Below are 14,271 nucleotides of genomic sequence, written 5' to 3' on the forward strand. Positions count from 1 at the left end.
TAGGAGGCACTAATGAGCGATACGGCGCAAGTAATTATTTTGGTTCTCAGCATTATCGTTGTATTGGTACTCTACACTAAATCGAAGGATGCCGAATCATTTTTACTCTTAAAATTAGCTGGATATACATACATCGGTGCATTCGTGCTGGATTTAGACGGCGTAAAGCTGCCGTTGGGTTTCGCGGTGTTTCTGCTGTTCTTTCGTAAACCTAAAGTCAATGCAGATACAAAGCAGATTGCAGCGTTCGCAGGCGTGCACATTTTATTGCTTGGAATTTTTATTCCTCATATTGAAACGATGATCTTTCAGCGCACTCATCACGTCGATATCCAAGACACCAATTTTTATAGTGGAAGCCTGGCAGATGAATTAGAACATCTGAAAGACTATTTTCAAATGGATCGAAACAGTACTGAATTAAGGGGTCTTGATATGGTCATTCAGGAGGATGGCACCTATAAGTATCTTAGCTTTGGGCTGGCAGAGGATACCCACAAAGGGACGGTTAACTATAGCATCGATCTTTCAGACGACAGGGAAAGTTTTGAGGTATCACGTTATAAGGTGAAAGAAGATGATGATTACCTCAGTAATCTGCAATTTACGGACGCAGAGCTGGTGCTGGCGAACATCGATATCATAACACCATCAATGTTCGAAATGGAAGGCAAGGAATACTACCATCTTAAAACTGATGGTATACGTGAAAGCTATGATGCGAAATCGGACAGTAATTACAAAATTGACACAGCAGGGAAGCATAAAGTCGAGGATAACCAGCTTCCGGCGCAAACAATTGTAGCGGAAGTCTGCGGAAGCAAAGAGTTGACTGAAACTCATTATCCATTTAAGTGTGATCAGAATGAGTTTTTCTTGCTGGATTATTTGCCTACGTCAAACTAAGTGATTTCATTATTGACTATAAGTAATTTTACTAAGATTTGATAAGCCCATTCTAATTGGTTATGATTCGCCTGGACCTCCCTACATAAAGTGGTCCAGGATTTTTTTTGAATATTAATTAAGAGGTTTTATTTATAAAAATCGAAACCTTAATACCCTGGCTCTCGTCAACTAATAAAGGGGGCAGCTACATGAGAAATAAGGAAAGGTTTCAAAAGATCAACTGGATTGTATTTGGAGCTCTGCTTTTTGTTGGCCTTCTTTTACTATCAGAAGGATTCGATGGAACTCGAAAACTGGTTGATTCACAGTCTTTTGATGCCGGGCAATCTCGTCTAGAGTTTCGCTGGGATTCTTCTCAAACAGCATTAGCGGCTGTTCTGCTTTTCTTTTCTGTCATACTGGCTATCGTCTGGAAAAGGGTCTTTCCATTTAATGTACCTCTCGCCATGATCCTCAGTGGATTCTTTTATGCATTGTTTACCATGGCTTATCTAACTGGATGGGGCGGTATCATTGGGTTTGTTGGCTTTGTGCTGTTTGTATCAGTTGGCGTCATTATGATTCTTTCGTATACGTTATATTTTTTTAGGTAGTCCATCTGAGCAGTTATAAAATAACCTTCCTTTGTAAGGTGAATCTTTTGGTGTGAGAGTTTAAGTTTCTTAGTTTTAGGGGGTGTTGGTATTTATAAAAAGGAAAGGATCGTTAAAGATTGGGAAAGGTTCCGCCCAATGGGCAAATGGAAATATATCATTTTCTTTGGATTGCTCTGTGGAGGTTCGGTATTTTTTCTTATTCAAGTCCTGATTAATTTCATCTTAGGCAATGAATTAGAAACAGGTAATTATTTGACAGGAGCTGTTACATTTGGTGTATTATTCGGATTCTTCAATTGGAGCTTATCGGAACGCAGGTACAAAAAGTATAAAAGAAATCAATAAGTGCTCCTGCAGCGATAGGAAGTCACATGATGGTTAAGAAGAGCATCGGTTATTCGGCGGTCTATTTAACAACACAGATTATTTATCAATTATTCATCCATAATGAAATAAGATGGGCTGAGAATTTAGGAATCAGCTTCATGGTGTTTTGGGTTTCTTTGTTTTTTCAGTGGGCAGATGTTCCTTATGATTGGAAAAAAGAAAATCAGCAAATGAAAAATGATAGTAATTGAGAATGATTCTTTGATTATTTTGGAAAGCTGGTGAATGAACATGAGGGAAAAATTTCATTCGAGGCTTAATAGCTGGAGAGAAAAGTATTCGAGCTTTGTCATAGCATTGGTTTGCTTGTGCAGCGCCTATGTAAGCTGGGGTGGAAATTGGGTGTTAACTGGTGTATTGGTGACAGGGGTTTTAGTTTGCGGGTCAATTGGATTCCATGATATTAAGCGCTCGAGGAAGCAAAGCTCTTAAAGGCTGCTGTTCTGTCTCATCAAGGTAAAAGGGAGAAATAAGAATGAATTTCGAAGAACACCAGCACTTACATATCGGCTATTATGAGAATGGATTTGATTTAGAAGCTGTTGCTTACAAAATGCAAGGAGAGGATAAGTGGGTTGTCTTCCTGGATGCTGAGCAAGACCTTTCAATATTTAAGGGTGTCTTAGAACAGTACAATAAAAATGTTTCTTTTGGATATAAAATTTTCACAGTTAAGATGGATGATTTGTCGTACGAATCAGGACAGGTGCGATTCATAGACTGGTTGAGGCAGTTAAATATCATTTAACGGGAAATAAGCACGTTTATAAGGCAGTACTAGTTTTTTAAGAGTGTATGGATATAATTTCAACCTTAATGGTAAGCAGCCCTCATTTTTCTTTTGATTCAAATTATCCCTCATAATCGTTCAATTCTAGTCCCAGAATAACTTCTTCTCACAGAGCGGGAGGAGTATCCGACTCATTGCAGAATAACTACTAAGTAGAGTTTAAAATTGATGGTATCAGGAGGGTATTATGGGAAGATTAGTGCATTTTGAAATTCATGTAGATGAGATGGAGCGCGCAACTAAATTTTATGGCGGGGTATTTGGCTGGACATTTGAAGATTGGACCGATTTTGCTGGAATGCCTTACATGGGAGCCGTAACGGGCGGAGAAGATCAACCGGGCATCAATGGGGCATTAATGCAGCGCCAAGGTCCTCCTCCAGAAATCAACCAGCCTATGAATGGTTATGCATGTACAATGGGTGTAGCGGATTACGATGCAACAGAAGCCAAGATTCTTGAAAATGGGGGACAGGTGGCCATGCCTAAATATGCTCTGCCTGGAATGGCTTGGCAAGGATACTACAAGGATACAGAAGGTAATATTTTCGGAATCCATCAACCGGACGAGAATGCGAAATAGAACTCATAGATAAATAAGGATCCTTTTCCTTGCATTATACTTGTGGGGGCGAGGGTCTTTTTTGCTGTGAGGTAATTCTATCTATCCGTAGAAATATTTAAAATCTGTCCCTATAATCATTTTCAGCCCAAAATCTAGTGTAAAAGTGAATCACAATGCCTTTGAAGATTACTTGCGGGCCAGTATCTAAGGACGAGATTAATCTCAACGGCCCGTAAACATCACTTGCGGTCCAATATCTAGAGGAAAAGGCATTCTCAACGGCCCGTAAACATTACTTGCGGTCCAATATCTAGAGGAAAAGGCAATCTCAACGGCCCGTAAACATCACTTGCGGTCCAATATCTAGAGGAAAAGGCATTCTCAACGGCCCGTAAACGTTACTTGCGGTCCAATATCTAGAGGAAAAGGCATTCTCAATGGGCCGTAAACGTCACTTGCGGTCCAATATCTAATGGAAGAAGTAATCTCAACGGTCCGTAACCGTCACTGGCAATCCAATATCTAGAGGAAAAGGCATTCTCAATGAGCCGTAAACGTCACTTGCGGTCCAATATCTAGAGGAAGAGGCAGTCTCAACGGCCCGTAACCGTTACTTACGGGCAATCTTCGGCTAAAAAAACAAACTAAAAGGGCCGTATAACATAAATGCGGCCCATTTTCTCGCGAATTAAGGCAATATTACGGCCCAGAATCATCTCCGCTGATATTGCGGTTCAACATCTACCAAAAAAACTGCACCAAGCAGCTACTAACTACTAACAAAACATTTTACCCAGTCTCATTTTAAAAGGGTTTCCATTTAACCTTTTTGGCTTCGTTATACCGCTTCTCAACCTCATTCCAATTAACGACATTCCACCAATTATCCACGTATTTACCCCGGTTGTTTTCATACTGCAAGTAGTAGGCGTGCTCCCAGACATCCAATACCAGAAGGGGAATGACATCCCACTGGCTCAAATTCTGGTGCTTCTCTGCTTGCAGGATTTCCAGCCGGTGAGAACGCGGAGACCAGACAAGAATCGCCCAACCTGAAGCTTCTACATTTTTTGCCGCTTCTGAAAAATGGCGTTTAAACTGATCGAAGCTTCCAAACGAAGAATTGATTTCGGCAAGTAAAGCTCCTTTCGGCTTACCGCCGCCTTGAGGGCTCATGATGTTCCAGAAGATAGTATGCAGATAGTGGCCTGCTCCATTGAAGGCTGCTTCCCGTTCCCAATGTTTGATCAAGGCAAAATCGTTCGTTCTTCTTGCTTTTTCCATTTCTTTTTCAGCTTTATTGAGGCCGTCGACATAACTTTGATGGTGCTTGTCATGGTGAAGTTCCATGATTCTCTTAGCTATATAAGGTTCTAGAGCTTTATATGGATAGGGAAGAGGGGGAAGTTTATGGCCGCCAATTGGCACGGCGGAGGTATTTCTTTGTTCGTCTGTTTCCGTCAGAGATAGAATAGACTCCCATTGTTGTGATAATAGGACAGAGTGCTGCTGTAGTTGATTGGCAGTCTGTTGATCCGGCAAAGTGCTGTTATTTCTATGCAGCTCCAGTTGTTTGATGAACTCATCTAATTGTTCACTGAATTCCGAGGTTTCATCACTTAAAGGAAGTTGGTCAAGGTTGCACGCATTATTCCATTCTTTTATCATCTCAGCCGCGAATCGATTCAGTTCATTCATCACATTTTCGCTCAATTAGAACCCACCTTTCTTCATCGTTACACTATATGATGCAAGCGCTAAAAGATGGTAAAAATTTTTCGCGAAAAAGCCGCAACGATTATATTGCGGCTTTTTGGTGCATTAATCAACTATAACAATTCCCAATAATGCTGCGAATTGGATAGCTTGGTTTGTGGACACCTTGCATCCCTTCAAATCAGGTATAGATACAGAAATTGTTTCAAAAGCGGAAGTGCTGATATCGACACCTTTTAGAGAGGTACTTTCAAAGCTTGCATGGTTGAGGCCGCAGTAGTGAAACTCTACTTTTTTAAATGTGCAGTCATAAAAATCTGCACGCTCCAATGTGCTGTCTCTCATGTTGACTTTTTCAAGCTTGGAATTTCCAAAAGAAGCTAAGTTTAGTAAGGAATCTTGAAATGCAACATTTCCAAAGCGGGCCTCTGTAAAATCAACTCCGAGCAATTTGCAATTTTTGAAGACGGTCCTGTGTATGGATGCACCGCTCATTCTGGCGTTAGAAAAATCGCAATTCTCAAAGCGTACATCAGTGAGGTCAATAGCGGAAAAATCAGTATTGGTAAACCTGCAATTCTTTAAGGTCATGCGGTACAAACGCGCTTTCGGCAGGGCTTCATCCTCAAAAACAGAATCCTGGATTTCGCATAATTCCAATTCAGGATCTTCTTCATAAAATATATCGTTAAAATTTTTCAAAGGTAAATCATTAGGTATATTAGGCGTTTCAATCTTCATCAAATGGCCCCTCCTGCTATTTTTAATAGTAGAAATTTGGTGCTTTAAAGCAGTTCTTGTTAACTATAAGAATAAAACGAGTTAATTAATAGTCTTTCATTTTTTGAAAGTTTATGTACACTGCAGCCTTCATTATACAAACCAATTACTGCGTTTTATCTGTGATACACTCAATTAATGGCCAGTCGAGCTAAGCAGTTTGAATGAAGAGTTTTAGAAGGGAGTATATTTATGGATGATGTATGGGAGCGCTCATTCCCTTTTTACCATATAGAAAGGGCAGACGCCGAAGAGATATTCTCTAAGTTCGATAAGAGAATTGAAATAGTAGATTACACTCCTATTAATATAGGGTGCAGAAATAGTAATTATCGAGTGGCAACCAATAAAGGCCCGTTTTTGTTAAGAATTTTACCCCTGAATGAAACAGGCTATATTGCAGAGAAAAAAGCCCACAGTATCTTCTATGGATACATTACCATACCTGAGTTGCTATACGTTTCAACTGACAATAGTACAAAGAGGACATGCTTGATTTATAGATACATAGAGGGAACGTCCATGCAGGATAAGATAAAGAAAAATGGAAAGCTGGATGACATGATTATCAAGAAGGTAGCTGAAAGTGCTGCACTTATTCACAATACCCCTTTTAAAGAAGACGATGAAGGTGAAATATACCCTCCTTTTCATACTTGGTTTAATTTATTCCTCAATCAAGAAAATGTAACAGGACGGCTGGGGATTGATCTTAAAAAAAGAGTAGAGAGGCTGGTTGATAATAAGGAAGGAGATCTAAAAGTTATTGAAAAGTTTAAGAGTTTTATCCACTCAGATTTTAGGCCGGTAAATATGATGATTGACCAAGCTGGGGAGGTGTGGATAGTAGACTGGGAGTTTTCAGGAGGAGGTCACAGCCTTGCGGATATAGGGCAGTTCTTTCGATACTCTCATTCTTTTAAAAGAGAACAAGTTTTGCAGTTCGGAAAAACTTATAACCACTATTCAAAGAGAAACTTACCGGCAGACTGGTTTGAATTGAGCAAGCTTCGCGATTTGGTGAATCCGCTGCAGATGCTTGGAGCAAAAGGAAGCCGGCCGAATAAGTACAAAGATTTAAAAGAGATTATAGAAGGCACCGTACTTTTTTTGACTATTAATCAGTTCATCAATCCAGTAAGTTAAAGTGGAAAAGTCCTTCAACATCATTTATTATAGATAAGTATTAGTTCTAATTACCCATTGGAGGAAGCAGGGTTAATGTGTCTTTTATGCTAGTTATTTCAAAAAGATTGTTGCATTAGTTTGCTATTTTTTCTTCCTTCCTCTTTATGTAGAGGGATTGGAACGGAAGGCGTGCGACCTCTTGCGGGATTAGCGGTCGTCTAGTTCCAGCGCCTAGCCCCTTGGGGTCAAATAACCTTAAGAGAATAAAAGGAAAGAGCGCCTTTTTTTCTCTTGAGAACATTTGCCTGTCGGGGCTGACCAAGGCGCTTCCACTTTTTAAACAGACAAAGCCGTGGAGGCTCACCGCCCGCCCCGCGGAGTCGTGCGGCTGGAGTGGAAATTCATTACTTTTCCCTAGCCTCAATCTTTGCGAAAAAACCTTTTAACTATAAAACTATGGAGGACAAGCTTTGAATAAAAAACATGAATTACTTAATCAAAGAAACAAACTGCTAGTCAAGTTGACGTGGTTTTCTATTGCACTCAGCATTGTCATTAATTTAACGAGAGGATCAGGGTGGGAGATACTTGCGATCATTGCCGTGATGGGCGGGATTTCCACTGGAATCAGCACATTTATGGCATGGAAAGAAGTCGGCGTTAAATATGTCATGTACATACTGATGCTTGGATTGACCATCATTACCTATTCCATGATGTCATCGAATCCCGGCTTTCTATCCTATTTGATGGTTTATTATAATTTAGCCGTCATAGCCATGTATCAGCAGATGAAGCCAATCATCGTCACTGGACTGACTCAAATTGGGCTGACAGTCCTTTTTTACATAAAATTCAACGAACCTATGTTTTCAGAATATGGCCTTGCTGGTCTTATGACATTGATTATGTATCTTATACTCGTCACATCTTTTCTGCTGTTTCAAGCCAAACTTAACACAAATATTCAGCGTAACTCTTGGAAGAATGAAGAGGAAGCCCTGGCTGCAAAAGAACAGGCTGAAGAGATCATCCTTACAGTCCGCAATTCAGTCGATTCTTTGCGTTCTTTCAGCAGCGGCTTGAAGGAAAACATCACGGTCACCGGCAGCATATCGTCCGATGTAGCAGTAACGTTCAATGAAATGGCCGCGTCGATTGAACATCAAGCTCTAAGCGTTTCAGACATAAACCGCCTTATAATGGACAGCACCAACAGCACTGGTGACGTATCGAATGCTTCCAATAAGATGAAGGCATTGACAGAATCATCTGTGGAAGTGACCAAGAATGCTAATGAAAAAATCGAAAGCCTGGATTCTGAAATGGAAGGCTTGAGCAAAATTATGAATGGGACAAAGGATACAATGAGTCAGCTGGAACAGGACGCCGCCCAAATCAGTGAGATTCTAAGCGTCATAAATTCCATCTCAGAACAAACCAACCTCCTGGCTTTAAACGCGGCAATCGAAGCTGCACGCGCTGGAGAGCATGGTAAAGGGTTTGCGGTTGTGGCCGATGAGGTTCGAAAGCTCGCCGAAGACTCACAGGGATCAACGCAAAAGATCACGAATATCTTGAATAAGATCCAAATCAATACAGAAAACGCAGCTAATCAAGTTGAAAAAGGAACGAATGCAGTACAAACCAGTCAGGATAACACCAAAGAAATCAAGAGCGTTTTGGAGCAAGTCAGCTCAAACGGAAAAAGTGTCATGGAACAGGCTGAAATCATCGATGGCCTTATCAAAACCCTGATTGAGTCTTCCATGAAAACTTCCGAAGAGGTTAACGCTGTTTCTTCTGTAACAGAACAAACCGCTGCCGGAGTAGAAGAGGTACTGGCAAGTGTCGAAGAGCAAAACGGCAAAGTGAATGAAATCGTCAACAATTATACTTCACTCGAAGATTCCATCCAAACGTTATATAACGTAGTTAAGCGTACATAGTAAGAGGAATAATGTTTAGACAGGGCAGGCCGAGTTAATTTTATCTGTACAGCACCTGACTTAATAACAGGAATATCAAGCCTAGATATAGAAACCATCCCCTCAATATGAAGGGATGGTTTTAATGTTTTAAAGTACTAAAACAACAAGATGAAATATCCGAATTCACCTTATGTTTGAAAGCTTTTTACCGTTCTTTTATGGGTACCTGCAGTCTTCCTTTTCCGTTTAAACCTGTTCTCTTAAGGGTATTCGCTCTATGATATCAGTGACCAGGAATGAATTGAGAGGAAGTGTGAAAATGCTTGAAACTTTGTTATTCGACAATTGGAAAAGCCTTCTCAGGGCAGCGGTGATGTGCCTATTGGCTTATCCGTTTCTTATCTTTGTCCTGAGGCTCTTCGGTAAACGCACTCTTACCAATGTAAATATGTTTGATTTTATTATAACAGTAACCTATGGTGCCACCTTATCCAGCATTTTAACAAATGATAAAGTCTCATTTGCAGAAGGAGCCATCATTTTATTAATGCTCACTCTGCTGCAGATGATTATTGCCAAACTGACCAGAAATTCAAAAAGATTTTCTGACTTAATTAAAGCCTCTCCGTCATTTCTCTATAATGAGGGAGAATTTAATGAAAATGAAATGCAGAAGCAGAGGATCTGTCTGGATGATTTGCGATCAAAAGTCCGGAAAGAGGGGATGGGGTCATTTGAAAACCTCGAGGCCATTGTGCTTGAAGGAGATGGCTCGCTATCTATCATAAAAAAAGAAGAGGGGGCATCGAAAGCGGCGTTGATCGGAGTGAAGGGTAAATAGATCTTCATAAAAACCCCACTAAAAAACGGTGTGGCATGCAAAGAGTAATAATATAAAACACTAAATGAAGAAAGGTTTTTAAGGCGCAATTCCTTTTAGGGATTGTGCTTCTTTTAGTTCAAATCATCGATAAAAACCCTCACTGTAGACTATACGAGTGCCTTACGCAACAAATGATAAATCAGAGAGTCAGCCGGCACCGAATCGTAAAAAAGAGAAATCGGTGCAGTCAGAAGGGTCGGCAGGCAGCATCGACTTTCCTGAAAAAGAAATCGACGCACTCAGAAGAAGCCCCATCTGGCATTGAATCTCTGAAAATAAAAATATACTCAGTCAGAAGAGTCCGCTGCCAGTATCAAAATCCGTTTAAGAGAAATTGATGTAGTCAGAAAGAGCTTGCAGCCCAGCCCGCAAACATTAACATACATCGACCCTCATACTTAAAACCCTGTCGGTTCTTATATCAAACGGGACAAGGAACCTGTCCCTCCGTCTTGAGGAACCTGTCCATACCCAACCCGCAAATTAAGTATTGTCTGAATATTCCTTCTGTTATATAATAATAAATATTAAAGTGAAATCTGTAATAGTACAGTAAATTCACGAACTAAAGGAGGAAATCAGTTGGAAGACTATGTAACGTGCGGTGAGTTAAAAGTTGCGAGAGTATTTTATGATTTTATGAATTCAGAGGTGCTGCCCCAATCAGGAGTCTATAATTTTTGGGACAAATTTGCAGGACTAATAAAGGAATTTACGCCTGATAATAAAGCATTATTGAACAAGAGAACACAATTGCAAAGCTCATTAAATAAATGGCATCGAGAAAATACCCATTTTCATGCACAGAAGTATCAAGCTTTTTTAAAAGAAATCAATTATTTAGAAGACGAAGTAGAGGATTTTGTCATTTCGACGGAAAATGTGGATGATGAAATCGCTGTTCAGGCAGGACCACAACTTGTGGTACCGGTGAATAATGCCCGCTATGCCATTAATGCGGCTAATGCCAGGTGGGGAAGCCTGTATGATGCGCTCTATGGTACAGACGCCATTTCTGAAGAAGATGATTGTGAAAAAGGTCAGTCCTACAACCCGAAACGAGGAGAAAAAGTCATTGCATACTCCAAACAATTCCTCGATGACACCATTCCTCTTACAAAAGGGTCACATAAAGAAGTGACTCACTATCACATAGTGGGGAATAAGCTTCAGGCTCAGCTGGCGGATGGAGATACAGCCCAATTATTGGATCCGTTAAAATTGGCAGGATACAACGGAACGCCGGAAGATCCAAGTGTTTTGCTGATGAAAAACAATAACCTTCATTTTGAAATTGTGGTGGACCGCCAACATCCTATTGGGAAAAACGATAAAGCGGGTGTGAAAGATTTAGTGATGGAATCTGCAGTAACAACGATAATGGACTGTGAAGATTCTGTCGCTGCAGTTGACGCAGAGGATAAGGTCGGGGTCTACCGCAATTGGCTTGGATTAATGACGGGAGATGTAGAGACCACTTTTTCAAAGGGAGAGACAACGGTAGTGCGTTCTCTTCATAAAGACCGCATGTACACATCATTAACAGGAAGTTCCTTTTCACTGCGAGGACGCTCTCTGCTTTTTATAAGAAATGTGGGGCATTTAATGACAACCAACGCGGTTTTGGATCACAATGGGGAAGAAATTTTCGAGGGGATATTAGATGGAGTGGTTACCAGTTTAATAGCCAAGCGTGATCTGGAAGCCGGTAGAGATTTTACTAATTCAACTAGAGGGTCAATATATATTGTTAAACCCAAAATGCATGGATCGCAAGAAGCGGCCTTTGCCAATAAGCTGTTTGATCGGATAGAAGACTTGTTAGGGCTGGAACGTCATACTATAAAAATTGGTGTCATGGATGAAGAAAGGCGGACTTCCCTCAATTTAAAAAATTGTATTTATCAAGTAAAAGACCGGATTGCCTTCGTTAATACTGGGTTCCTGGACCGTACAGGGGATGAGATTCACACCTCTATGGAAGCAGGGGTTATGTGCAGAAAAAATGACATGAAATCAACGAATTGGCTGAATGCTTATGAACGGGCCAATGTCAGTCGAGGGCTGGAAGCGGGATTCCAAGGGAAAGCTCAGATTGGAAAAGGAATGTGGGCAATGCCGGACATGATGGCAGACATGCTAAGTCAAAAGATCGCTCATCTTCAAGCTGGAGCCAATACAGCCTGGGTTCCATCGCCGACAGCGGCAACACTGCATGCCCTTCATTATCATCAGGCGGATGTCAGGAAGATTCAAAATGAATTAAGGGAAGAAACCTTCAGTGGCCGAAATAACATGCTGGATATTCCTTTCGTGGAGACTTTCTCCTGGAGTGAAGAAGAAATCCAACAAGAACTCGATAATAATATTCAAGGCATTCTGGGATATGTGGTGCGCTGGGTGAATCAAGGTATCGGCTGTTCGAAAGTACCCGACATAAATAATATAGGACTTATGGAAGATCGTGCAACCCTTCGTATATCAAGTCAGCATGTTGCCAACTGGCTGCACCATGGAGTCTGCACAAAAAACCAAGTTACAGAAACCTTGGAGAGAATGGCTAAAGTCGTCGATGAGCAAAATGCAGAAGATTCTCAGTACCAACCTATGTCTCCTCAATTTCATCGCTCGATAGCATTTCAGGCAGCAGCAGAATTGATTTTCGAAGGATCACAGCAGCCGAATGGTTACACCGAACCGATCCTGCACAGAAGAAGGCTTGAAGCTAAAGCCCTTGCTAAGAATTTGGTGAATTAAACAATTTAACTCATTAAACAGAACCGCACATTCAACAATTGGAAGGTGCGGTTCTGTTTGTGTAAACTGCAAAAAAAGGGATCTCTGTTATATAACAAAAGCGAAACCTTCGAAACTCTTGATTAAACAGACTTTAACGGTTGATTTAATCACTAAAATATATTCTGAATTTTTTAATATTAACTGTTGTAATACAGAAAATAGTGTTATATAATAAAATCAATTAAACTATAACTGTATTAATACAGTGAAAAAACAAAGAGTTGGAGGCAGGAGAATGAATAAAGAATCGGTTCAAAATGAAGCACTTGGAATGAGAGAAGATTGGGAATTAAATCCTAGATGGGAAGGGGTTGAGCGCCCGTATTCACCAGAGGATGTTTTACGGCTGAGAGGATCTTTAAAGGTGGAGCATACACTGGCTCAAACCGGTGCAGAAAAACTATGGAAACTGATTAATGAAGAACCTTTCGTGAATGCTCTAGGGGCTTTAACCGGGGGGCAGGCTGTTCAGCAGGTAAAGGCCGGCTTAAAAGCTATTTATCTCAGCGGCTGGCAGGTTGCTGCTGACGCCAACGTGGCAGGGCAGATGTATCCGGATCAAAGCTTGTATCCAGTGAATTCGGTTCCTCAGGTAGTCAAACGCATTAATAATTCTTTAACACGTGCCGATCAAATTCAACACATGGAAGGCGAAGGGGATATCGATTATTTCGCGCCGATTGTAGCTGATGCGGAAGCGGGATTCGGCGGTCAGTTAAATGTCTTTGAATTGATGAAAAGCATGATTGAAGCAGGAGCATCCGGCGTTCACTTTGAAGACCAATTGGCATCAGAGAAAAAATGCGGGCATTTAGGAGGGAAAGTATTACTGCCAACCCAGACAGCCGTCAAAAACCTCATTTCCGCCCGTCTCGCTGCTGATGTCTCCGGAGTTCCGACCGTACTGGTCGCACGTACCGATGCTGATGCCGCCGACCTGATTACAAGCGATATCGATCCGGTAGACGCTGAATTTATTACAGGGGAGAGAACACCAGAAGGATTTTACCGCACAAAGGCAGGGATTGACCAGGCCATTGCGCGAGGTCTGGCTTATGCCCCTTATGCTGACTTGATCTGGTGTGAAACATCTAAACCGAGCCTGGAAGAAGCGAAAACATTTGCAGATGCCATTCATGAAAAATTCCCTGGAAAGCTGCTGGCTTATAACTGTTCACCATCCTTCAATTGGGAAGCGAATCTTGATAAAGAAACCATCGAAACATACCAAGTCGAACTCAGTAAAATGGGCTATAAATTTCAATTCGTAACCCTTGCCGGCTTCCACTCACTCAACTATGGAATGTTTGAACTGGCACGAGGATATAAAACACGAGGAATGGGAGCATATTCCGAACTTCAGCAGGCAGAGTTTTCCGCTGAAAAAAATGGGTACACCGCTACAAGGCACCAGAGAGAAGTTGGAACGGGTTATTTTGATGAAGTGACACAGGTGATCACTGGAGGAACATCCTCTACAACAGCGCTGAAAGGTTCAACCGAAACGGCACAATTTCAAAGCTGAATTTATATTAAAAAATAAAACGAACAGGAGGATGGAAAATGAAAAGAGTGAACGCTGCAACAAAAGGGGTAAAAGAATGCTGTGATTGCGGAAGAATGATCGATGATTCTCAATTCGCTTACTTTAATCAGTGTGAAAAATGCTTGAGAAATACAGAACAATGATGAAGTGAACTCTGCTGTTGAAAGATAAGCAGGAATGATTTCCAACCGGGACAAGGGATGATACCTTGTCCTATTTTTATTTTAGAAGGAAAAGCGGC

At 41.0% G+C, this 14,271-nt stretch carries 14 protein-coding genes; 12 read left to right on the plus strand and 2 right to left on the minus strand.

Features of this window, described 5'->3' with window-relative positions; genetic code table 11:
* Positions 1–12: 12 nt before the first annotated feature.
* From FZC79_RS18320 to FZC79_RS18345, 5 genes are all read left to right on the plus strand, one after another.
* Complete coding sequence (locus FZC79_RS18320) at positions 13–906, plus strand: hypothetical protein (RefSeq protein WP_148948195.1); 894 nt, start codon at positions 13–15, stop codon at positions 904–906.
* Between the two features lie 191 nt (positions 907–1,097).
* Complete coding sequence (locus FZC79_RS18325; protein WP_148948196.1) at positions 1,098–1,502, plus strand: hypothetical protein; 405 nt, start codon at positions 1,098–1,100, stop codon at positions 1,500–1,502.
* 374 nt (positions 1,503–1,876) lie between these two features.
* A complete protein-coding gene (locus tag FZC79_RS18330; protein WP_187442871.1) occupies positions 1,877–2,083 on the plus strand; it encodes a hypothetical protein in 207 nt (68 codons plus the stop codon).
* Positions 2,084–2,367: 284 nt separating this feature from the next.
* The gene (locus FZC79_RS18340) at positions 2,368–2,640 is read left to right on the plus strand and encodes a DUF3986 family protein (RefSeq protein ID WP_148948199.1); all 273 of its coding nucleotides are present in this window, start codon (positions 2,368–2,370) and stop codon (positions 2,638–2,640) included.
* Between the two features lie 229 nt (positions 2,641–2,869).
* The gene (locus FZC79_RS18345; RefSeq protein WP_148948200.1) at positions 2,870–3,265 is read left to right on the plus strand and encodes a VOC family protein; all 396 of its coding nucleotides are present in this window, start codon (positions 2,870–2,872) and stop codon (positions 3,263–3,265) included.
* Positions 3,266–4,051: 786 nt separating this feature from the next.
* Here FZC79_RS18345 and FZC79_RS18350 read toward each other — a convergent pair.
* Positions 4,052–4,960 carry a superoxide dismutase gene (locus FZC79_RS18350; protein ID WP_435873955.1) on the minus strand — a complete coding sequence of 303 codons (909 nt, stop codon included), beginning with the start codon at positions 4,958–4,960 and terminating at the stop codon, positions 4,052–4,054.
* 108 nt (positions 4,961–5,068) lie between these two features.
* Positions 5,069–5,704 (minus strand): pentapeptide repeat-containing protein, encoded by a 636-nt coding sequence (locus tag FZC79_RS18355; protein ID WP_148948201.1) that lies wholly within the window; start codon positions 5,702–5,704, stop codon positions 5,069–5,071.
* 231 nt (positions 5,705–5,935) lie between these two features.
* On the opposite strand from FZC79_RS18355, the gene FZC79_RS18360 reads away from it, so the two are divergent.
* From FZC79_RS18360 to yhfH, 7 genes are all read left to right on the plus strand, one after another.
* Positions 5,936–6,889, plus strand: a complete 954-nt coding sequence (locus tag FZC79_RS18360) for an aminoglycoside phosphotransferase family protein (RefSeq protein WP_148948202.1) — start codon at positions 5,936–5,938, stop codon at positions 6,887–6,889.
* A 452-nt stretch (positions 6,890–7,341) separates the two neighbouring features.
* On the plus strand, positions 7,342–8,820 hold the full coding sequence (locus FZC79_RS18365) for a methyl-accepting chemotaxis protein (protein ID WP_148948203.1): 1,479 nt from the start codon (positions 7,342–7,344) through the stop codon (positions 8,818–8,820).
* A gap of 301 nt (positions 8,821–9,121) precedes the next feature.
* A complete protein-coding gene (locus FZC79_RS18370; RefSeq protein WP_187442872.1) occupies positions 9,122–9,643 on the plus strand; it encodes a DUF421 domain-containing protein in 522 nt (173 codons plus the stop codon).
* A gap of 157 nt (positions 9,644–9,800) precedes the next feature.
* Positions 9,801–9,950: a hypothetical protein gene (locus FZC79_RS23340; RefSeq protein WP_187442873.1), complete on the plus strand. Its 150-nt coding sequence runs from the start codon at positions 9,801–9,803 to the stop codon at positions 9,948–9,950.
* A gap of 317 nt (positions 9,951–10,267) precedes the next feature.
* Positions 10,268–12,442 (plus strand): malate synthase G, encoded by a 2,175-nt coding sequence (locus tag FZC79_RS18375; RefSeq protein WP_148948205.1) that lies wholly within the window; start codon positions 10,268–10,270, stop codon positions 12,440–12,442.
* Between the two features lie 277 nt (positions 12,443–12,719).
* Positions 12,720–14,009: an isocitrate lyase gene (gene aceA, locus FZC79_RS18380; protein WP_148948206.1), complete on the plus strand. Its 1,290-nt coding sequence runs from the start codon at positions 12,720–12,722 to the stop codon at positions 14,007–14,009.
* Between the two features lie 38 nt (positions 14,010–14,047).
* Positions 14,048–14,173 carry a protein YhfH gene (gene yhfH, locus FZC79_RS18385; RefSeq protein WP_148938205.1) on the plus strand — a complete coding sequence of 42 codons (126 nt, stop codon included), beginning with the start codon at positions 14,048–14,050 and terminating at the stop codon, positions 14,171–14,173.
* Positions 14,174–14,271 lie beyond the last annotated feature (98 nt).

Origin of the sequence: Rossellomorea vietnamensis (genome assembly GCF_008180615.1) — a bacterium.
In the GTDB taxonomy this organism is placed as follows: Bacteria; Bacillota; Bacilli; order Bacillales; family Bacillaceae_B; genus Rossellomorea; species Rossellomorea vietnamensis_D.